Source organism: Reyranella sp. (assembly GCF_004297405.1).
GTDB lineage: Bacteria > Pseudomonadota > Alphaproteobacteria > Reyranellales > Reyranellaceae > Reyranella.
Map to the genome: position 1 here is coordinate 143,065 of NZ_SCVC01000030.1, position 19,342 is coordinate 162,406.

Below are 19,342 nucleotides of genomic sequence, written 5' to 3' on the forward strand. Positions count from 1 at the left end.
GCGATATCGTGCCGGAGGTCCTGGGGCGGCTTGGGGGTGATGTGTTGGCGCTCGTGCGCAACAATGTCCGTACGGCGGGCACCGGCCCCGCGGCGATGATGTTCGCCCATGGATTTGGCTGCGACCAGAACATGTGGCGGCACGTGGCGCCCGCCTTCGAGGTCAGGTTCCGCACGATCCTCTTCGACCATGTCGGCGCGGGCGGATCGGACCTGAAAGCCTACGATCCCGAGAAATACGCCACGCTCGCGGGCTATGCCGACGACGTGGTCGAGATCGGCCGCGAGCTCGGCCTCCGGGATGCGGTCTTCGTCGGCCATTCCGTCAGCGCGATGATCGGGCTGCTGGCGTCCCTGAAGGCGCCCGGCATGTTCCGCAGCCTCGTCATGGTCGGGCCGTCGCCCCGCTACATCGACGACGACGGCTATGTCGGCGGCTTCACCAAACAGCAGATCGGCGAGCTGCTGGATTTCCTCGGCGACAACCACATGGGCTGGTCGGCCGCGATGGCCCCCATGATCATGGGTAATCCCGACCGGCCGGAACTCGGCCAGGAGCTCACCAACAGCTTCTGCCGTACCGACCCCGACATCGCGAAGGAGTTTGCCCGGGTCACGTTCAACTCCGATAACCGGGCCGACCTCGGGAAGGTCACGCTCCCGACGCTCATCCTCCAGTGCAGCGAGGATATCATCGCCCCGACCGCGGTCGGCGAGTACATTCACAGGCAAATGCCGAACAGCCAACTCGTGATCCTGAAGGCGACGGGCCACTGCCCGAACCTCAGTGCCCCCGGCGAAGTCATCGCGGCGATGCGCGCCTTTGTCTGATCCCTTGTCCGATCCCGGCCCCATGGAAGAGGATCTGCAAGACCTCTACGAAAACGCGCCCTGCGGGTATCTCTCGCTGCGTGCCGACGGGCGGATCGTCAAGGCCAACCAGACGTTCTGCCGCTGGACGGGTTACGCGCCGGCCGAGCTGATCGGCAAGCGGCTGCACGACTTCCTCAACATCGCGGGCCGCATCTTCTACGAAACCCACTTCGCCCCTCTGCTGCGCATGCAGGGCTTCTTCAACGAGGTCGCGCTCGATCTCGTCAGGAAGGACGGCGGAACCTTTCCCGCGCTGATCAACGCGACGGAGCGAACCGATGCCGAAGGAAAGCCTCAATTCATCCGGCTGACGGTCTTCAACGCGACGGACCGGCGCCGCTATGAGCGCGAGCTGCTGAAGGCGCGCGACGAGCTGAAGACGCTGGCGGCGACGCTCGAGAAGCGCGTTGCCGAGGCCGCGGCGAAACAGTTGCGCAGCGACAGCGCACTCAGCACGCAGCGCGAGGATGCCGAGCTTCGCGAACAGTTCATCGCCGTGCTGGGGCACGACCTGCGCAATCCCCTGGCATCCATCTCCTCGGGGTTGCACCTGATCCAGAGGTCGAAGCTGGACGAGCAGGCCGAGGAGATCATCATCCTGATGCAGAAGAGCATCGTGCGGATGGCGGGCCTAGTCACCAATCTTCTCGACTTCGCGCGGGGCCGGCTGGGTGGCGGCATCACGCTGACGCTCTCCGCCCTGCCGCTCGAACCCGTGCTGCGGCAGGTAGTCGACGAACTGCAGAGCATTCATCCGGACAGGATCATCAAGACGGACTTCGCCTTGACCAAACCCATCACGGCCGATCCGATGCGGATCGGGCAGCTCTTCTCCAATCTGCTGGGCAACGCACTGACCTATGGCACCGAAGGCAAGCCCGTGACTGTGATCGCGAAGACGGAAGAACAGTTCGAGCTGGCCGTCTGCAACGCAGGAACACCGATCGAAGCGGCGGCGATGGAGCGGCTGTTCCAGCCCTTCTCGCGAGGCGAAGTGCGGCCGAGCCAGGAAGGTCTGGGGCTCGGCCTCTACATCGCGTCGGAAATCGCCAAGGCGCATGGCGGCACGATCGACGTCACCTCGACGCCCGAACTGACCTGCTTCACCCTGAGGATGCCGCTGCAGCGCTGAACCGTTCGGATCGGCGCGTTAGGTGTTGGACTTCACTTGCGGGATGGGTAGTGGGTCAGTTTGATTTGACCGGGCAGCTACCAGCAGTTTGACGATGGTGTTTTGCACACCCGCTGATGCGGAAGATCGTCCGGATGGAAACACTCTCGACCATCGTTGTAAGTGCTTGGTTGCGGGAAGCTTGTTCATTCCCGACTACCTGACCGGTTTGTTCAATTTTCTGCTTGCACCAGCTGGCCGCAAGCATATGCTTGCAAAATGATATGCAAGCAGGAGCCATCATGTCCGATGAGGAGAAAGACCAGAGCAAGGTTGTAGGGGCCTTGGCCCGGGCGCAGTCGCTTAGTCAACAGGAGCGAAGCGCGATTGCCCGCAAAGCTGCGTTGTCACGCCATCGCAAGGATATGCCGAAGGCGATCGCGGAAGGCATCTTGCGGATTGGCAATCTGGCAATTCCCTGCGCTGTGCTTGACGACGCCAAGAACACTCGCGTCCTCAGCCAGAACGGCTTTTTAAAGGCGATCGGACGACACCCGTTCGCATCTGGAGGCAGCGGATCAGCGATCGACGATACCGCGCCATTTTTTCGGGCAAAAAACCTAAAAGACTTTATTTCTAAGGATTTAGAGCGATCGTCGACTCCGATCCAATACTTGCCGAAAAACCCTACCTCCGGCGCTGCTGGCGTTGGCTACGGCTATCGAGCAACACTCTTGCCAGATGTTTGCTGGGTCTATCAGGACGCCATGACCGCGGGGCGTCTCTTAAAGAGTCAGATACATGTCGGCCAAGCTGCCAGAGCCTTTCTAAAGGCTCTCACGAATCACGCGATCGACGATCTTATCGATCAGGCGACGGGATTTGACGATGTTCGCAAATACAATGCGGTCATCAAGCTTCTCGAACAGCAGGTGTCCGACGAAAAATTGACGTATGCTAGAATGTTCAACACGGACTTCTATCGGATGCTTTACCGGCTAAACGGCTGGCCGTTCGATCCCGAAACTACCGCCCGACCAGCCGTGCTGGGGCACTGGATGAACAACTTCTACGATCGAATGACACCGGGCATCCGGAAAGCCTTACATCAAAGAGTTAAGCGCAACTCTCGCGGACGCCCGACGGAAAAATTAACTCAGTATCTAACAGACGATGAAGGAAAGAAGCGGCTTCGCGAGCTAACGGAGGGCATCATGGCGATTGGCCGCCTCTCGTCCGGCAAAGTCGACTTCTGGGAAAAGATGGACATCGCATATCCAAAGTTCGGCGCTGTCCCGCTCTTGCCGTTCGATGGGGGGCTGCCAAAACTCCGCCCGCCTCAGAACTCTATTTCCAGCGAATCTGAGTAGCTTTTCGAGCAATCTCTGCCCTACGCTCGCCATGAGTCGCGCCGCTTTTTCTTGCCGGAGCAACGGCGGCGGGGTTCTTCCCGTCGTCCGGCCGGGTGTCCTTCCTCCCGCGGCAATGTCGCCAATGAGCTTGGCAAGGGAGAGGGAATCGTGGGGGCGGTTCAGAGCTTGGTCACATCCATTGATCGACCTGCCCGGGCGCTAGTTTCCGCGCATCCAGTTCTGCTTCAGATAACCGACTGACAGCCTCTACAAGAACGTCCGAAGTGTCGATTTGGTCATACTTTCTGACAGCTTTCTCGGCTTCGATAGGGTCAGAACACGCAGCATGGAACAGCCGCTGAGATGTTCCCCCGCCGTTTACCTTCATCGTTACTCGAACGGTCCATCCACCAGACATACTTACCTCCCAAACCTCCTCCATTGTGGGCCGTCTCTGCGTTAGTTGAAAGCATGGTCAACGGCTAAGAAGTTCAACTGAGCCGCTACTCTGCAGCAAGCGACGTCGCCCTTCGAACATGGGTCAGTCCTTGTAGACCTCGACCGTCTGCATCATGCCCATCTCCTCGTGGTTCATCATGTGACAGTGCAGCATGAAGATGCCGGTGTAGTCGAGGAAGCGCGAGCGGAACACCGTGCTGCCGCCGGCGCGCGTCACCACCACCGTATCGCGCCAGGTGAGGTCATCCGGTCGCTTGCCGTCGATCTCCGTCACCTGGAACGGGTTGATGTGGATGTGGAACACATGGTCGTCGTGTTGGTGGATGTTACGGATCGTCCACTCCTCCACGGCGCCCAGCTTCACCCGCTGGTCGATGCGCGTAGGGTCGAAGGTCTTGCCGTCGATGAGCGTGGTGAATTCCTGCCAGTGCGCGCCGGGGTCGTTGCCCGGCGGATCGCCCGCGCCCGAGAAGACGAGCGTACGTCGGCCGGTGATCTCCTCGTCGCGGATCGTCTCGAACGGCGGCTTGGAGGGCAGCGCGGCCGGCAGCTTCATCGCCATCGGCTCGCCCGAGACGACGACCCGCGCCAGCGGGCCGCTGGGCGACGGATGACCCTGGTTGTACGGCATGGCGTTAAGCTCGTAGGTACCCGCGGCACCCGCCTGCACCAGCACGTCGGCGCGCTGGCCCGGCGCCATCAGGAGCTGCTTCTTCTCCTGCATCGACGTGAGCGGGATGCCGTCGTAGGCGATGACGTTCAGCCGGTGCCCGGCCAGCTCCATCAGGATGTTGTCCTGATACTGCGAGCCGACCACGCGCCAGCGCTGCACTTCGCCCGGCCGCATGTCGATAGTCGGGCGGCGCTGGCCGTTGATCGCGAGGAAGCGGGTCGCGTCCTCGGGAAAGAGCGTGCTGCCGAAATCCTCGATCATGCCGAAGGCGTCGAACACGACCTGCGACAGCAGCATGACCCTCTCGCGCGCCGCGGCGATCTCGGGCACTTCGGCGAAATCGCCCTCGACGACGATGGCGCCGACCATGCCGCTCGCCACCTGAACGTCGGCCGAGCCGTGATGATGCGGATGGTACCAGTAGGTGCCGCGCGTATGGTCCTTGGGCAGCGCGATCTCGACGTCGTAGGACTTGCCCGGCAGCATGGTGCGCATGACGTTGTCGGCAATGCCGCTCGGGCTGCAATGCGCGCCGTGGAAATGGAAGTTCGTGTTGTTGAACTGGTGCGGCCGCGTGATGTCCCTGGGCATCAAGTCGCGGTTGGGCGGCAGGTCGTTGTCCAGCCGGACCTTCAGCGTCTCGCCGGGCTTCATGCGCAGGGTCGGCGCCAGCCCGCCCTCGTAGCTGCGCAGATAGAGCCGCCGGGCGCCGATGTTGCGCCAGGTGTAGGCACAGCGAATGCTGGTGTTGAGCACGCCGTTCTGAGAACGACGAGCTTCCGGCTCGATCAGCGGCTGGTCGAGCGGCGGCGGGGCCGTGCTCGCGGCCACGCCGATTTCGGCCATATGGGCGTGGCCAGCATGGACGGCGGGCGATGCCGGCGCGACGGGCGCGGGAGCCCCCGGCGTTACGTGGCCGGCGTGACCCGCATGAGGGCCGCCCGGTTGTGCACCGCTGGTCTGCGCCAATGCCGTGCCGCCGCCGAGCGCGACGGTACCCAAAGCAAGGCCAGCCTGAAGCACGCCACGACGCGACGCCTGCGAACCCGGCGTGCGGCCGGTGCCGGTGATTTCCGATTTCTTGGTCATAGCCCCCAACTCTCCAGTCCCGCCCGTCCCGGTTGCACCGGTCGAACGAGACTGCCCACACCCCCGTACTGCCGAGAACATAGCGGCCCGGACGGAAAACGGCCAGCGTCGAGGCGCGGCCGCTCAGGGAAAGAGGCCTAAGGGGATAGGCTCAGCGAGACAGGCTTAGAGAGACAGACTCAGGAGCGCACCGGCCCCTGGTACTGCAGCGACACGCCCTGCATCTGCATCGTGGCGTTGCGGCCGGCTTCGAGATTGTTGTCGGTCGTGACGTCCTTCACGAAAAGGAACACCGCCACCACGAGGATGCCGCAGGCCAGCAACATCCCGAGTCCAGATCCACCGTTCATCGCCGTCCCTTTCGTTTGCTTCTTGTCGTTCTTCCTTAGCACAGGAATGGCCGGCGTGGCGCCCGATACCGGCAGCCAGCCCACCAGGCGCGCGGCCATCGTCTCGACGTCCGCCGCGTTCCAGTCGCCTTCGGGCAGCATTGCGATCGTGACGGCGAAGGCCCGCGCCGCGGTCTCCTGCGGCAGGCTCGCCAGCCGCGCGGCCTCGCGCCAGGGATCGTAGCCCAGCCGAGTCAGGGCGCTGAACACCGACAGCGGCACGCCCTCCTTCTCTTCGCCGACAGTCGCGAAGAGGAACGCGTTGTAGGGCGAATGGCCGAGTGTGTATTCCGGTCGCAAGGTCATAGGAGACCTCCCGCAAGCCCCGCCTAGAAGCCCATGCCGCCCATGCCACCGCCGCCCGGCATCGCGGACATGCCGTTGTCGGTCTTGGGCACGTCGACCACCATCGCTTCGGTGGTGATCAGCAGCCCCGCCACCGACACCGCGCCTTGCAGCGCCGCGCGCACGACCTTGGTGGGATCGATGACGCCCGCCTTGATCATGTTCACGTAATCGCCCTTCTGGGCGTCGAAGCCGTAGGCATGGTCCTTCTGGTCGAGCATGCGGCCCGCGACCACCGCGCCGTCGAAGCCGGCATTCGCCGCGATCTGACGCACCGGCGCCTGCAGCGCACGGCGCACGATGTCGATGCCGACCTGCTGGTCGTGGTTGCCGCCGCGCTTTCCTTCCAGCACGCGCGTGGCGTAGAGCAGCGCGGCACCGCCGCCGGCCACCACGCCCTCCTCGACCGCGGCCTTGGTCGCGTGCATGGCGTCCTCGACCCTGTCCTTCTTCTCCTTGACCTCGATCTCGGTGGCGCCGCCCACCTTGATGATGGCGACGCCGCCCGCGAGCTTGGCCAGCCGCTCCTGCAGCTTCTCGCGATCGTAGTCGGAGCTGGTCTCCTCGATCTGCGCCTTGATCTGGCCGACCCTGCTCTCGATGTCCTTCTTCTTGCCGGCGCCGTCGATGATCGTGGTGTTGTCCTTGTCGATGTGGATCTTCTTGGCGGTGCCCAGCATGTCGAGGGTCACGTTCTCGAGCTTGATGCCGAGATCCTCGCTGATCTCGCGGCCCGCGGTCAGGATCGCGATGTCTTCCAGCATGGCCTTGCGGCGATCGCCGAAGCCTGGCGCCTTCACGGCCGCGACCTTCAGCCCGCCGCGCAGCTTGTTCACCACCAGGGTGGCCAGCGCCTCGCCCTCGATCTCCTCCGCGATGATCAGGAGCGGCCGGGCCGTCTGGACCACCAGTTCGAGCAGCGGCAGCAGCGGCTGCAGGCCCGACAGCTTCTTTTCGTGGATCAGGATGTAGGGGTCGTCGAGTTCGACGATCATCTTCTCGGGGTTGGTGATGAAGTATGGCGAGAGATAGCCGCGGTCGAACTGCATGCCCTCGACGACCGACAGTTCGGTATCGAGGCTCTTGGCCTCCTCCACGGTGATCACGCCGCTGGTGCCGACCTTGTCCATCGCCTTGGCAATCATGGCGCCGATCGCCTTGTCGCCGTTGGCCGAGACGGTGCCGACCTGGGCGATCTCCTCGTTGGTCGAGACCTTGCGCGAGCGCGCCTTCAGCTCGTCGGCGACCAGGTCGGCCGCGAGATCGATGCCGCGCTTGAGGTCCATCGGGTTCATGCCCGCGGCCACCGACTTGGCGCCTTCGCGGACGATCGCCTGGGCCAGCACGGTCGCAGTCGTGGTGCCGTCGCCGGCCGAATCGGACGTGCGCGTCGCCACCTCGCGCAGGAGCTGGGCGCCCATGTTCTCGAACTTGTCGGAAAGCTCGATTTCCTTCGCGACGGTGACGCCGTCCTTGGTGATGCGCGGCGCGCCGAACGACCTGTCGAGCACGACGTTGCGGCCCTTCGGCCCGAGCGTCACCTTGACCGAATCGGCCAGGACATCGACGCCGCGGATCATGCGGGTGCGGGCATCGCCGCCGAAGCGTACTTCCTTCGCTGACATGGTCGTGTTCCTTATTGGACTGAAAGACGGGGAAGCAGGAGCCGGGAGGCTGGACGCCGGAAGCGACAGACAGGCCGATCCAGCCAGTGTTTACGCCGTCGACTTCCTGACGATGGCGGGGCCCGGTCTACCGATAGAGACTTGGTGTGCCGCGGGCAACTAACAAGCGATATCTGGGGGAATCGGGGGCTGGGAAGCGGGTTAGTAGGCCCCGAGACGCCCGAGGACAGGCGCGGCCCCCTTCTCGCCTCACCCTGAGGAGCGCCCATCGGCGCATTCACATGCGCCTTAAGCGGTGCGTCTCGAAGGGTCGGCCTCAGGCACGGTGCTCGTGCAATCGATTGCACGGCCAGGCGCCACCGGGCTTGCGAGTACGATCTTCAACGCCTAGCTATCCGCCGGTACCAGCTGCATCGGGCCGGAGATGTTGAAGCAATTCGGTCACGAGATCTGGACCTCGGAGGGAGCCGACGTCGTTGTCGCCGGCTTTCATTATCCCACGCGGATGGCGGTCATAAGATTGTCAGGCGGCCGCCTCTTCGTCTGGTCGCCGATACGGCTCACGGACAGTCTGCGGGCAGAGGTCGAGGCGCTCGGTACGGTGCAGCACATCGTTGCACCCAATTCGCTTCACCACCTGTTTCTTCCCGAATGGAAGCGCGCCTGCCCCGCCGCCAAGGTCCACGCTGCGCCGGGACTGCGCAAGAAGCGCAGGGACATTGCCTTCGATGCCGACCTGGGAAATACGCCGAGCGCGGAGTGGATCGGCGAGATCGACCAGGTCCTGATGCAGGGCAATCTCATCACGACAGAGGCGGTGTTCTTCCACGCCAGGAGCGGCACCGTGCTCTTTACGGACCTGCTCCAGCAGTTTCCCGCCACCTCGTTCTCCGGTTGGCGTGCCCTCGTGGCGAAGCTCGACCTCATGGTCGGCCCCGAGCCGGCGGTGCCGCGCAAGTTTCGCGTCGCCTTCATCGACCGCCGCGCCGCGCGCCACTCCCTCGAACGCATCTTCGCGTGGCCCGCCGAGACGGTGCTGATGGCGCACGGCACGCCCGTCGAAAAGAATGCCCGCGCTTTCCTGCGCCGTGCGTTTGCCTGGCTGGCTCGCTGACGCCGCCGATTGCACGGTCCTTAACGCCCGAAGACCTCGCGCAAAACGGCACGCTCTTCTTCCCAGGCGGCATGGGCCGCAGCCTCGTTGTATTCGCTGCGGTAGCCGTAGGTCGTTTCCGGCTTGTCGCGCAGGCGGGCGCTGGTGAACGCGTGATGCGCGCCGGGATAGACCACGAGCCGCAGCGGCGCACCCTCGCCGCTCCGCCCGGCCATCATGTCCCGGCAGGCTCGCGCCGGCGTCGCTTCGTCGAGGTCGCCGATCAGGATGACGGCGGGCACCGACACGGCGCCATAGGAGGCGACGCAATACGGAAAGTAGGCGATGGCGGCGCGGAACTTCCGGTCGAACTGCGTTTCGATGCCGCCCAGTTTGACCGCCCCGAGGGCCGTATCGGCGCCCTGCGAATATCCCGCAACGGCAATTCTGTCGGGGTCGATGAACGGAAGGCCGGCGAGATATATCAAGGCGCCATAGGCATCCATGATCCGGTCCGCCGGAACGCCGGATTCGGTGGCGCAGCGCTGCGTGACGCCGCGTGGGCCGAAGCTGTCGACGACCAGCAGCGCATAGCCGAGAGCGACATAGGCCGCGCCAGCAGCATCCGCGACCGCGCGAGATGGCGGGCCAGCACATCCATGCAACGAAACCACGGCAGGAAAGGGCCCCGTGCCGGCCGGTCGATAAAGCTCGCCGGTCAATTCGACGGCGGGTGACGCGGCGGCAAGCGGCTGCCCGCGCTCGCGCGCCAGCCGCTCCTGCAACGGCGTCGGCGGAGTCGTCGCGACGGGAAACCGGACCGTCTCTGCGGCTGCATCTGCCGCCGCGACGATGGCAAGGAGCAAGGCCATGCCGATGGCGGCGATGAAGGCCGATAGCGACGTGCTGGTGGCCCTTCTCATGCTCGCCTCTCCCGCCGCCAGCTTGCCCCCTTCGCCCCTTCGGGGCACCTCCCTATTTGAATGGGAAGGAGTCTTCACCTCCCGTCATTGGGGGAGGTGCCCGCGTCTGCGCGGGCGGAGGCCATGCCAATTGAACGGCGAGGCCGAAGATGTCGGAATCGCGCCGACCCGCCCGTCTTCCAGACAGACACACTAAGGAGAACGACGATGACGGTCACGATCACCGCCTTCGAAGCGTCGCCGGATCGCGGCCGCGGGCTGGCGCGGGACATGCGCGTGCGCTGGACGCTCGAAGAGGTGGGCCAGCCCTACGAGGTTCGTCTCGTCTCGTTCAGGACGATGAAGGAGCCGGCGCACCTAGCGCTGCAGCCCTTCGGCCAGATCCCGACCTACGAGGACGGCGACCTCGCGCTGTTCGAGTCCGGCGCCATCGTGCTCCAGATCGCGGAGCGCCATCCCGGCCTGCTGCCGGCCGATGCCAATGGCCGGGCGCGCGCCATCACCTGGATGTTCGCCGCCATGAGTACGGTGGAGCCGCCCATCGTCGAGCGCGAGATGGCCAGCTACGTGGAGCGCGACAAGGACTGGTTCGAGGCGCGCCGGCCGATCCTGGAGGAGCGCATCCGCACCCGGCTGGATCAGCTCTCGCGACGGCTGGGCGATGCCGACTGGCTCGACGGTGACTTCAGCGCCGGCGACCTGCTCATGGTGACGGTGCTGCGCCGGCTGGAAAGTTCGGGCCTGCTCGACGGCACGCCCAACCTCCCCGCCTACATCGCCCGCGGCCAAGGCCGCCCCGCCTACCAACGCGCCTTCGCGGCTCAGTTGGCAGTCTTTGAGGCGGCATCGAAGAGGTGACGAAGTCCGGTATGAAACTCGCCCAGCTAGCGTGCTCGCGCTATTAGGTGACGCCCGCCGCCTCGGACTTCGCCTGGACGCGGCAATGTTACTCGCGAGGCGCGTGCTCTCTCCTCCCCACCTTGAGAAGAGAGCGCAGCGACGGGGCAGCTTCAATCCAAATAGAAGACTGCTCGACTGCCCTATTGTTCATACAGCGTGGCGACGGGAAGAGCTGCAATCTCAAACAAAGTCTTTCGGTGTAACGCTCGCATTTAAGCTGGCATTGATATTCGCGTTAAGGTTGAACCGATTTAGCATCTTTGTGATCAGACCCTCACGGGGCCGAAACCTGATCAAGGTTCTTGTTGTCCGACCCATCTCGGTAATCTCAACCCCATGTTCACCATCTAGAACGTAGCCACGTTCACCGAGTTGATCGAGCAATTCAGGAAGCTGGGTGGTCGCAGGCACCAGTTCAGTGGAGCCTAGGGGATGTCCCATTGCTGGTGCGTCTCTCACAATATCCACGATCTGCGAAGGCGAATTGACACCTTTCTCCGCTAACCCCAAAGCGAGCTGATCGGGTGATGGAAAGAAATACTGGTAGATATTCAGCTCCTGCAGACGCCGTTGTGCATCGTCGATACGCTTGCCGCTGAAAAACAGCTCCCAATCATTCTCCTCAAATTCGTACAATGGCACCGCGCAAACGCCATGCTGTCGATCGACTTCAATCGTATCGAACCGCCGCAATGCTTCTAGAGAAACAGGTGTGCCTACTGTGTCCTTGAACGCGGTGATAATTCGGTTCCAGTCAAGAAATCTCGCCTGCTGAAGCACATCCGTAAGTTGAACCAACGCAGGAATCGGCGCATGCGCCAACGCCATCAATGGATTTCTCAAGTGGGTCTGTGTTGCGATCTCCAAGGCTTTTGTCTGGCTCTCCGAGTCCATCTGGTTGAAATCGGTCAAACGTTGCATGAGCGCAGAGATGTTGACAGTTGCCTCAGCGGATGGCGGAAAGAATCCTCTTACGATTGCTCCAAGATCGACGGTAACGGGGCGGCAGATTAAGACATTGACGTCCGGCATAGTCGCTTGCACATCGCCCTGCATGAGGGCAGCTATCCGCGCATTCTGCTCCGCTGAAAAGATAATCACGCGTTTATTCTTGTCGTCGACAGCGATGGCGAGCGCAGGATGTTCGAGACCGGTTGCTCCTTTGATGGTTTCGAGGTCGCGCAATTCGGCGCCGATGGCTCGGCTGAAGGTCGCCCAAAGACGTCGATTGTCAGTCTTGTTCAGCGGCGAGGTCTTGGGCATTGCGCTCATCTGCGGCCACCTCCAGTTTGTAGTTGTTGTTTTTGCGCTTGCTACATGCTCGGCCTAACAGACAGGCGGTGCGTCACCTTGCTTCCAGTGAAACTGAGTGACGCACCGTTCGGTCAGGCCCGCAGCAAAGCAAGAGCGTTACGGATCGCGGGAAGGCCACCATCAGTTCGATGCTGCGTATTGCAGACGGGATTCCAGCGGCCGATGAGATCCCGTTCTTCGGTCTCGCGCAGCCATTGGTTGGGCTGGCGATGCGCCATCACATGAGTTGCCCCGAAAGCAAGCGCTAGCGGCCACTTTTCATGATTAGTACACAGTCGCTGACGTAGATTGTCAGTGATACCGATATAGAGGGGCGCCCAAAAACCAGGACGCGCTTCTCGGACAAACATATAGTTTCCGGGCTCGGAATAGATAGGCCGGTTTGCAGCGTCGACAATAAACCAGTAAGAGTAGGTGAGGCTGGACCAGCCCGGCCAAACGATGTCTGCCATGTGGTTCTCCTATTGCATGGCGATGGACTGACGCCCGGCATGGCTAGATGCTGGGCGTCACTATTTTCCATCCACAATAAGTGGTGAGTCGAGTGCTATTTTTGTTCTCGGCGGTGGAAATGCGGCCCAAGATATCGAGGGCTCAGTTTCGAGCCTCTTCGACAGCGGTGGCATCGAAGAATAATACTATTTATCAGTGAGTTAGCTCTGGCCGCGCTTCTGACTTACCTCGAAGGTGAGCCGCTGCTGTTGTGATCGCGCGCCTGACGTGGCGCCCTAGCTATCCCCTATGCCGTCCCTGCCCCGCCGCTCGCGCCGTCTCTGACTTCACGTCCTTCTGGTCGATCTTTTGTGCAATCGATTGCAGGATGGCGGCCATGGATTCGCCGTGGCGGGCCCAGGTGTCGCGTCGATAGGTGAGGCCGTAGATCACGCCGGCCATGGCGTCGGCGCAGTCCTTGGAGAAGCCGGCGGGGTGGTCGATGCGGCCGGTCTTGGGATCGCGTTCGAGGCGGATCAGTTCGGTGCGCGCGTGTTCGTGGCGTGGGGCGGCGACCCGGCCATCGTAGAGCGCGGTCTTGGCGACGTCGTAGGCCGTGGAGTCGGCGTCCATGGATTGCGTGCCGGTGACGAAGCCCTGCTGGCGCAGGAGCTGGATGCTGTCGCGCGATTGATAGGTGTCGAAGCTGATCCACTTCAGGTTCATGCCGCTTTCGCGCAGGGCATAGAACAGGCGGCGTAGGCTCTCGAACTCGATCTCGCCGTTGCGTGGCGGCTTCACCTCTAGCACGAGGTCGAAGTTGATCTTCGGCAGGCGCTCGATCGTGCTGCCGGAGCGCGACACGTCGACGAAGCGCTCGACATAGCCGATGGCGACGCCCGCGCTGTCGCCGCTGACGGCAAGATCGACATGCGCCAGCCGCGGCTCCTGCGGCTGCGCGATGTGCTCGCGATGGATCGCGGGCCGCGTCGTCACGAAATCCGTACGCTCCAGCGACAGCACCGACGGCCGTGCGCCGAACGCGGCGGCCACCGCCTCGGTGTTGATGAGGTAGGGGTTCATCGCCAGGGTCGAGCAGCCCGCGATGTCGCGGATCGCCGACAGGAGATCGTGCTCGAATTCCGATTTGAACTCGTGCGGGATGCGGCGGATCAGGTGTGCGTCCTCGGGCGGTACGGACGCGCCCTCCTCTTCATTCAGGATGCGCGGCCGGCGCGTGGCGTCGCCGAGGAACAGGCTCCAGCGCGCCGCGCCATAGGTGCCGGCGGGTTTGATGTCGTAGACCGTCCTGTCATAGACGAAGATCGAGCTGCGGCCGCGCTGGTCGCGCTCGCGCCGCGCCTCCTCGATCTTGCGGTCGGTGAACTCGCCCGGATAGCGCTTGGACGAGACGAGATAGATCATGCCCGGCAGGCGCTGGTGTTTCAGGAAGCGCGATTTCCGCCGCCGCACGATGCCGTTGTACATCTCCAGCGCCTGGTCGAAGACGCCGCCATCGGCCGACTGCGCCGAGTCCTCGACGATGCGCATGAAATTTACCTCGTCCAACACCGCGTTCATCACGTTGGCGCCGATGGCGGCGTGGACGTTGCCGGTCAGCGAGCGCGCGACGATGCGGCGGGGAAAGACCATCTCGGCCTCGCGCGCGGCATCGAGCGGGAAGACTTCGCGGAAATAGGGCGAGGCCGCGATCATGTTGCGGAAGCGCGTGTAGTCGTTGTCCCGAGCGGTGCGGGCGTTCAGCGACTGGAACACGCTCAGGATCTCCGACGCGGGATCGAGGCCGTAGTCGCGGTGCGGGTCCTTCAGCACGGACAGCAGATAGTGCTGCCACGCCATGCCTAAAAGCGCCGCCGTGGTCTTGCCCGAGCCGATGCCGCCGGTCAGCACGCTCTCGACATAGGTGCCGTCGTTCATCTCGACGAGGGCTTCCATCACCGCCGGATAGACGATGCCGCGGCGGCCGAGATATTTGCGGCTCTCGACGAAGGTGCGGAGATCGACCGGCAGCAGGCGGTAGCGGTGCGCGTCAGGCATGAGGCCGGCGAAGTGCGTGGCGGCGGCGATCAGATAGGCGCCGCGTTCCTCGCGCGGCAGCACCGCCGCATGATCCAGCACCGTGCGGCCCGACACCGGCACCTTGGCGATGAGATCGTAGGCGGCGTCGATGTTTCGGCGCTCCTCCCCATTCAGATGGGGAGGTGTCAGCGTCTGCGCTGACGGAGGGGTCATGACCCCTCCGCCTCGTCAGACGAGGCACCTCCCCCGGTGACGGGGGAGGAGGATGAGTGCGCCACCCCCTCCAGCAGCCGGTCCTTGGAGAAGCGGGCGGCCTCCTCTTCGGTGAACTCGAACACCGCGCGGTTGCCCATCAGGTCCTGCACCATGCCGGTGACCCTCCGCGGCATGCGCTGGATGAGGCCGGTTTCGAGATAGAGCCGGGCCAGCCGCTCCAGCGCCTCGCCGTAAGCAGCGGCGAGTCGCGTCACCGCCGGCAGCGGCAGCGGCGCCTCCTTCTCGGCGGCCAGCCCGCGCCGGAAGCGGGCGCGATGTTCGAGGGCGAGGTCTTCCAGTTCCTCGATGAGGTCGAGCTTGCGGCGCACCGAGGTGACGCCGCGCTCCTTGGCGGCCATCAGCACCTCGCGCATCCGCTCGGGCAGGATGAAGGCCGTGCGATAGCGCTGGAACCATCTCTCGATCCGCAGGATCGCCGTGCCGGGAAACATCGGCGGATCGGTCGCCTGCACCTTTTGCGCGACCGCGCGCGGGCCGAGCCCCGCAAAGAGCAGACGATGGATCTCATCGACGTTCTCGGGCGTGGTGAGCGCCGTCCACTCCGGCGGCCTGCGAGATCCGGCCTTAGACATGCAACGCGGCCAGGAAGCGGCGGTGGTAGCCGGCGACCAGCTCGGCGCGGTCGCGGCCGTTGATGATCTGGCGCGCGCCCACGGGATCGTCCTTGGTGACGCCGAAGAAATCCTCCAGCGACAGGCCGGTGAAATCGCCGAAGCCCGACTCGGCGTCGAGCATGCCCTCGAACAGGATCGCGGTGGCGACGTCGAGCTGCAGCGCCGCGTCGGGCTTTGCCACGAGATCGAGCCCGAAGCGCGGCATGCCCAGGAGGTCGGTCATGCGCTGGTAGTTGCGCCGGCCGGTGAGCTGCACGAAGCCGCGGCCGCAGAAGCGCGCGCCGTCGCCGGGCTTGAGGTTGCCGAGATGACGCGCCGTGCCCGGCCGCTCGCCGGCGATGTCGTAGAGCCGGAAGAAATAGCGCTCGTCGCCCCATTCGCGGATCGGCTGCATCGAGCGCGCGACCTCGTGATAGACGGTGGCCAGCATGTAGGCGAGATGGCGCGGGTCGTGGTGCAGGCCGGGAGGCCGGCGCACCTCCCACTCGTCGAGGATCGCCTCGATGCCGTCGACCTGGCCCTGATAGAGCGTGCCGCCGAACAACGAGACGCGCACGGCGGCGAAGAACTTGTTGCGATCGATTTTCATCGACCGCAGCCTTTGCGACTTCACAATCGCGCGATACCGGCGACGGCCCCCATGGCGGCGGCGTGCAACCGCGGGTAACGTAAGGCTTCTGTAAGCATCCGTGCAGAAAATGCAGGGGCTTGAACGCAGCGCTTGGGGACGTGGGGGTATTCTTGGGACAAGAAGGGAAGCGGACCGGCGGCGATGAGAGGCCGCCGGCCGATAGCGTTTTGCCGAAAGCGAAGAAGCCCTACGCGCCGCCAGTGCTGATCGAATGGGGTTCCCTGCGCGACATCACCCAGTCGGTTGGGTGGTCGGGCCGCAGCGACGGCGGCAAGGGCAAGCAGCCGCGCCGCACGCGCTGACGGCACGCTGACGGGCGGCAGAGGCTCCAGTCAGCCGCCTCCAGTTCGCGGCCTCGTCATGCTACCAACGCGCATGGCCCGGGCCCAGCAGACCATCGCGCAAACCGTCGTCGACTTTCGCATCGTCATCGAGCAGCCGGTCATCGGCGTCGCCCACAGCCTTCAGTCGAAGGATGGAGAGCCGCTCGATCCGAAACAGTCGCGCGGCGGCGAACCGCTCGTCTTTGATTTCCCCGTCCGCATCGCCCCTGGTCCCAAATTCTCCGGCGATCAGGTTCGTCGCGAAGGTCCGGAACGTCGATTTGTCTATATTCGGATCGGCCAGTTGGCCGGCGATGCGTCCTCGCCGTGGTCCCGACGGATGAAGATCGACATCCACGACATCGGGAACGACCTGCTGAATCGAGCCGCAAAGAGCGGTGGCGTTATCGAAACACGGGTCGCCGGCACCGGCGCGGACGGCACGCCCACTTGCGCGACGGTGCGCGGCGGGCGGAGGGTCGTCGCGCGTTGAGCCCCTACACCGGCAGCGCCGAAGCCGGTTTCAGGATCTGGCTCGGCACTTCGGTCCTCACATTCTGCACGCCCTTGATGCGGCTGAGATGCTCCGACTGGAAACGGCGATAATCCTCGATGTCGGCCGCCACCACGCGAACCAGCGCATCGTACTCGCCCAGTATCAGGTGGCACTCGACGACCTGCGGCAGCTTTGCCACTTCCTTGGCGAAGTGGGCGATCGTGTCCTCGTCCTGGGTCTTGAGCCCGATGCGCGCGAACAGAGTCAGGCCCTTGCCGACCTTCGCCGGATTCACCACCGCGACGTAGCGGTCGATCACGCCCGCCTCCTCGAGCAGCCGCACACGGCGAAGGCACGGCGACGGCGAGAGGCCGACCTTCTTGGCCAGCTCGGTGTTCTGGATGCGCCCGTCCCGTTGCAGCACGCGCAGGATGCGGCGGTCGATCTCGTCCAGGGTCATTGGCATTCCCTTCCAGGAAAGGTCTAGCTTTGTGATTTAAATGCCAATTCTCCCGCAAAGACCGGCATGAACGCAATCAAAATGCTCGCGGTGTGGAATACCGTCCGGCGCATGACCATCGAACTGGAGACATCGCTCGGCGGCGCGCGGAGGGATGACTGGCGCTCGGAGTTCCGGCGCGGCGTCGCCGCCTGCATTCCCATCCTGCTGGGCGTCGTGCCCGGTGCGCTGGTGCTGGGCGCGCAGGCGGCGCAAAAGGGCCTCGCCCTCGGCGAGGTGCCGCTGATGACCGGGCTGAACTTCGCCGGCGGTTCGGAGTTTGCCGCGATCCAGCTCTGGACCTCGCCGCCGCACATCGCCCTGATCGGCTTCATCACCTTCCTGGTGAACAGCCGCCATCTCCTGATGGGCGCCGCACTCGCGCCCTATCTCCAGCACCTGCCCAAGCGCAAGGTGTTCCCCGCGCTGTTCCTGATGTGCGACGAGAGCTGGGCGCTCAGCCTCGCCGATGCGCGGCGGCGCGCGGCGCGAGGTAAAAGCGCGAGCGAAGATCCGGCGTTCAGCCTGCCCTACTTCATCGGCTGCGGCCTCTGCCTCTATCTCGCCTGGGTCGCCTTCACGACTCTGGGCGCCGTGCTGGGGCCGTTGCTGGGTGACGCCGAAGCCTATGGCTTCAACCTCGCCTTCCCGGCGATCTTTTTGGTGCTGTTGCGCGGCATGTGGACGGGCTTCCGCGCGGCGCGGCCGTGGCTGGTCGCCCTCGTCGTCGCCGCCCTCACCTATCTCTTCGTGCCCGGCGCCTGGTATGTCGCGGCCGGCGCACTGTCCGGCCTCGCCGCCGCCTGGGTGCTGGCGGGTGACGCCTCATCCTCGAACCGTCCATGATCGAGCCAACCGTCCTGCTCACCATCCTGCTGATGGCGGGCGTCACCTATCTCACGCGGATCGGCGGCTATCTCGTGCTGCGCAATCGCACGCTCAGTCCGCGTGCAATGGCGGTGGTCGAGGCCGCACCGGGCTGCGTGCTGATCTCCGTCATCGCCCCCAGCTTCGTCGCCGACAACCCGGCCGACCTCGCCGCGCTGCTGATCACGCTGCTCGCGGCCACGCGCCTCTCCATGCTGCCCACGGTGCTGATCGGCATCGCCTCCTCCGGCCTGCTGCGTTACCTGCTACAATCTGGGATATAGTCAGCACAGCAGAGTCGCGTTCCAGCGTTGCCGAGTTCACCCGCCAAGCAGACCTGAGGGGGAGACGCTCGATGAATTGGGACAGTGTGCAGTTGGACGCCAAGGCGAAGGGCCATCTGGTCTTCGCGATGGACCAGGCGCAGACCTCGGTCCTCACCCAGCCCGGCCCGTGGGGCAGCGCCTACGACGGTTACTGTATCGGCCTCGCCGCGTGCTGGATCGCCTATCGCTATCAGGGCCTGAACTTCCCTTTCACCGGCCAGGTTTGCGACAACCCACCCTGGCACGCGACGATGTCGCAGAACCTGTCCGACGCCATGAAGCGCGTCGAATGGACGGATGGCTGGAAGGCGGCCACCAGCGGCTTCGCCTGCACGGTCTCGACCGCCCTCGTCGCCTCGCGCGACCGCGGGCCCAGCGCCAACTTCTTCTGGTCGATCATGTCGAAAGCCTATGGCTGCTACGGCATCTCGCTGCGCGGCGCGAGCGGCGCCCACGCCATCGCGCTCTGCCACGACCGCCAGAACCGCTATCACCTGTTCGACGCCAACTACTTCCACATCTCGATGGCCAGCGAGAGCACCTTCAAGACCTACGTCACCGCCTATCTCGACAAGACGAAGTACAAGACGACCTACAATACCAAGACCGGCATCGTCGGCATCCGCCCGCCGCACAGTTGAGCGTCGTTGAGCGTCACCGCCCAGGTCTCAAAGTTGACACGACGTTCGGCTG

The 19,342-nt window shown here is 64.2% G+C and carries 20 protein-coding genes; 10 read left to right on the forward strand and 10 right to left on the reverse strand.

Annotated elements, in window-relative coordinates; genetic code table 11:
- Positions 1–41: 41 nt before the first annotated feature.
- From EPO50_RS18260 to EPO50_RS18270, 3 genes are all read left to right on the forward strand, one after another.
- Entirely contained in the window at positions 42–830 is a 789-nt protein-coding gene (locus tag EPO50_RS18260; RefSeq protein ID WP_296346648.1) for an alpha/beta hydrolase, read from the forward strand.
- A gap of 22 nt (positions 831–852) precedes the next feature.
- Positions 853–2,004, forward strand: a complete 1,152-nt coding sequence (locus EPO50_RS18265; RefSeq protein ID WP_296346434.1) for a PAS domain-containing sensor histidine kinase — start codon at positions 853–855, stop codon at positions 2,002–2,004.
- A gap of 281 nt (positions 2,005–2,285) precedes the next feature.
- Positions 2,286–3,353: a P63C domain-containing protein gene (locus EPO50_RS18270; RefSeq protein WP_296346435.1), complete on the forward strand. Its 1,068-nt coding sequence runs from the start codon at positions 2,286–2,288 to the stop codon at positions 3,351–3,353.
- A gap of 523 nt (positions 3,354–3,876) precedes the next feature.
- On the opposite strand, the gene EPO50_RS18275 is transcribed toward EPO50_RS18270, so the two are convergent.
- The 3 genes from EPO50_RS18275 to groL all read right to left on the reverse strand — a co-directional run bounded on the left by EPO50_RS18275 (position 3,877) and on the right by groL (position 7,915).
- Positions 3,877–5,556: a multicopper oxidase family protein gene (locus EPO50_RS18275; protein WP_296346436.1), complete on the reverse strand. Its 1,680-nt coding sequence runs from the start codon at positions 5,554–5,556 to the stop codon at positions 3,877–3,879.
- A gap of 179 nt (positions 5,557–5,735) precedes the next feature.
- Positions 5,736–6,251, reverse strand: coding sequence for a hypothetical protein (locus EPO50_RS18280; protein WP_296346437.1), 516 nt, complete (start codon positions 6,249–6,251; stop codon positions 5,736–5,738).
- 23 nt (positions 6,252–6,274) lie between these two features.
- A complete protein-coding gene (gene groL / locus EPO50_RS18285; RefSeq protein ID WP_296346438.1) occupies positions 6,275–7,915 on the reverse strand; it encodes a chaperonin GroEL in 1,641 nt (546 codons plus the stop codon).
- Between the two features lie 424 nt (positions 7,916–8,339).
- Between groL and EPO50_RS18290 the strand changes: the two genes are divergently transcribed.
- Positions 8,340–9,029: a DUF4336 domain-containing protein gene (locus tag EPO50_RS18290; RefSeq protein ID WP_296346439.1), complete on the forward strand. Its 690-nt coding sequence runs from the start codon at positions 8,340–8,342 to the stop codon at positions 9,027–9,029.
- Positions 9,030–9,049: 20 nt separating this feature from the next.
- Here EPO50_RS18290 and EPO50_RS18295 read toward each other — a convergent pair whose 3' ends face one another.
- On the reverse strand, positions 9,050–9,931 hold the full coding sequence (locus tag EPO50_RS18295; protein ID WP_296346440.1) for a dienelactone hydrolase family protein: 882 nt from the start codon (positions 9,929–9,931) through the stop codon (positions 9,050–9,052).
- A gap of 207 nt (positions 9,932–10,138) precedes the next feature.
- On the opposite strand from EPO50_RS18295, the gene EPO50_RS18300 reads away from it, so the two are divergent.
- Positions 10,139–10,789 carry a glutathione S-transferase family protein gene (locus EPO50_RS18300; protein WP_296346441.1) on the forward strand — a complete coding sequence of 217 codons (651 nt, stop codon included), beginning with the start codon at positions 10,139–10,141 and terminating at the stop codon, positions 10,787–10,789.
- Between the two features lie 222 nt (positions 10,790–11,011).
- On the opposite strand, the gene EPO50_RS18305 is transcribed toward EPO50_RS18300, so the two are convergent.
- From EPO50_RS18305 to EPO50_RS18325, 5 genes are all read right to left on the reverse strand, one after another.
- Positions 11,012–12,103 carry a hypothetical protein gene (locus tag EPO50_RS18305; protein ID WP_296346442.1) on the reverse strand — a complete coding sequence of 364 codons (1,092 nt, stop codon included), beginning with the start codon at positions 12,101–12,103 and terminating at the stop codon, positions 11,012–11,014.
- A 113-nt stretch (positions 12,104–12,216) separates the two neighbouring features.
- Positions 12,217–12,597, reverse strand: coding sequence for a hypothetical protein (locus EPO50_RS18310; RefSeq protein ID WP_296346443.1), 381 nt, complete (start codon positions 12,595–12,597; stop codon positions 12,217–12,219).
- Between the two features lie 280 nt (positions 12,598–12,877).
- Positions 12,878–14,830 (reverse strand): hypothetical protein, encoded by a 1,953-nt coding sequence (locus EPO50_RS18315; protein ID WP_296346444.1) that lies wholly within the window; start codon positions 14,828–14,830, stop codon positions 12,878–12,880.
- Positions 14,827–15,465: a hypothetical protein gene (locus EPO50_RS18320; protein WP_296346445.1), complete on the reverse strand. Its 639-nt coding sequence runs from the start codon at positions 15,463–15,465 to the stop codon at positions 14,827–14,829. The genes EPO50_RS18315 and EPO50_RS18320 overlap by 4 nt, the downstream gene beginning before the upstream one ends.
- Positions 15,458–16,096, reverse strand: coding sequence for a hypothetical protein (locus EPO50_RS18325; RefSeq protein WP_296346446.1), 639 nt, complete (start codon positions 16,094–16,096; stop codon positions 15,458–15,460). Before EPO50_RS18325 ends, EPO50_RS18320 begins: the two co-directional genes overlap by 8 nt.
- 209 nt (positions 16,097–16,305) lie before the next feature.
- Here EPO50_RS18325 and EPO50_RS18330 point away from each other — a divergent pair, with 209 nt between their 5' ends.
- Complete coding sequence (locus EPO50_RS18330; RefSeq protein WP_296346447.1) at positions 16,306–16,440, forward strand: lasso RiPP family leader peptide-containing protein; 135 nt, start codon at positions 16,306–16,308, stop codon at positions 16,438–16,440.
- Positions 16,441–16,513: 73 nt separating this feature from the next.
- Positions 16,514–16,954: a DUF5990 family protein gene (locus tag EPO50_RS18335; RefSeq protein WP_296346448.1), complete on the forward strand. Its 441-nt coding sequence runs from the start codon at positions 16,514–16,516 to the stop codon at positions 16,952–16,954.
- A 4-nt stretch (positions 16,955–16,958) separates the two neighbouring features.
- On the opposite strand, the gene EPO50_RS18340 is transcribed toward EPO50_RS18335, so the two are convergent.
- Positions 16,959–17,417, reverse strand: a complete 459-nt coding sequence (locus EPO50_RS18340; protein WP_296346449.1) for an Lrp/AsnC family transcriptional regulator — start codon at positions 17,415–17,417, stop codon at positions 16,959–16,961.
- A gap of 111 nt (positions 17,418–17,528) precedes the next feature.
- Between EPO50_RS18340 and EPO50_RS18345 the strand changes: the two genes are divergently transcribed.
- The 3 genes from EPO50_RS18345 to EPO50_RS18355 all read left to right on the forward strand — a co-directional run bounded on the left by EPO50_RS18345 (position 17,529) and on the right by EPO50_RS18355 (position 19,290).
- Positions 17,529–18,302 (forward strand): AzlC family ABC transporter permease, encoded by a 774-nt coding sequence (locus EPO50_RS18345; RefSeq protein WP_296346649.1) that lies wholly within the window; start codon positions 17,529–17,531, stop codon positions 18,300–18,302.
- Positions 18,299–18,607, forward strand: coding sequence for an AzlD family protein (locus tag EPO50_RS18350; protein WP_296346450.1), 309 nt, complete (start codon positions 18,299–18,301; stop codon positions 18,605–18,607). The genes EPO50_RS18345 and EPO50_RS18350 overlap by 4 nt, the downstream gene beginning before the upstream one ends.
- 71 nt (positions 18,608–18,678) lie before the next feature.
- Positions 18,679–19,290: a YopT-type cysteine protease domain-containing protein gene (locus EPO50_RS18355; protein ID WP_296346451.1), complete on the forward strand. Its 612-nt coding sequence runs from the start codon at positions 18,679–18,681 to the stop codon at positions 19,288–19,290.
- The last annotated feature ends 52 nt before the right edge of the window (positions 19,291–19,342 follow it).

Bases quoted from the DNA above. Each gene is read 5' to 3' on its own strand.
- EPO50_RS18295 (WP_296346440.1), bottom strand. From the start codon at position 9,931: ATGAGAAGGGCCACCAGCACGTCGCTATCGGCCTTCATCGCCGCCATC.
- EPO50_RS18340 (WP_296346449.1), bottom strand. From the start codon at position 17,417: ATGACCCTGGACGAGATCGACCGCCGCATCCTGCGCGTGCTGCAACGG.
- EPO50_RS18275 (WP_296346436.1), bottom strand. From the start codon at position 5,556: ATGACCAAGAAATCGGAAATCACCGGCACCGGCCGCACGCCGGGTTCG.
- EPO50_RS18350 (WP_296346450.1), top strand. From the start codon at position 18,299: ATGATCGAGCCAACCGTCCTGCTCACCATCCTGCTGATGGCGGGCGTC.
- EPO50_RS18265 (WP_296346434.1), top strand. From the start codon at position 853: ATGGAAGAGGATCTGCAAGACCTCTACGAAAACGCGCCCTGCGGGTAT.
- EPO50_RS18280 (WP_296346437.1), bottom strand. From the start codon at position 6,251: ATGACCTTGCGACCGGAATACACACTCGGCCATTCGCCCTACAACGCG.
- EPO50_RS18270 (WP_296346435.1), top strand. From the start codon at position 2,286: ATGTCCGATGAGGAGAAAGACCAGAGCAAGGTTGTAGGGGCCTTGGCC.
- EPO50_RS18335 (WP_296346448.1), top strand. From the start codon at position 16,514: ATGGCCCGGGCCCAGCAGACCATCGCGCAAACCGTCGTCGACTTTCGC.
- EPO50_RS18325 (WP_296346446.1), bottom strand. From the start codon at position 16,096: ATGAAAATCGATCGCAACAAGTTCTTCGCCGCCGTGCGCGTCTCGTTG.
- groL (WP_296346438.1), bottom strand. From the start codon at position 7,915: ATGTCAGCGAAGGAAGTACGCTTCGGCGGCGATGCCCGCACCCGCATG.
- EPO50_RS18300 (WP_296346441.1), top strand. From the start codon at position 10,139: ATGACGGTCACGATCACCGCCTTCGAAGCGTCGCCGGATCGCGGCCGC.
- EPO50_RS18315 (WP_296346444.1), bottom strand. From the start codon at position 14,830: ATGACCCCTCCGTCAGCGCAGACGCTGACACCTCCCCATCTGAATGGG.
- EPO50_RS18290 (WP_296346439.1), top strand. From the start codon at position 8,340: ATGTTGAAGCAATTCGGTCACGAGATCTGGACCTCGGAGGGAGCCGAC.
- EPO50_RS18345 (WP_296346649.1), top strand. From the start codon at position 17,529: ATGACCATCGAACTGGAGACATCGCTCGGCGGCGCGCGGAGGGATGAC.
- EPO50_RS18355 (WP_296346451.1), top strand. From the start codon at position 18,679: ATGAATTGGGACAGTGTGCAGTTGGACGCCAAGGCGAAGGGCCATCTG.
- EPO50_RS18320 (WP_296346445.1), bottom strand. From the start codon at position 15,465: ATGTCTAAGGCCGGATCTCGCAGGCCGCCGGAGTGGACGGCGCTCACC.
- EPO50_RS18305 (WP_296346442.1), bottom strand. From the start codon at position 12,103: ATGAGCGCAATGCCCAAGACCTCGCCGCTGAACAAGACTGACAATCGA.
- EPO50_RS18310 (WP_296346443.1), bottom strand. From the start codon at position 12,597: ATGGCAGACATCGTTTGGCCGGGCTGGTCCAGCCTCACCTACTCTTAC.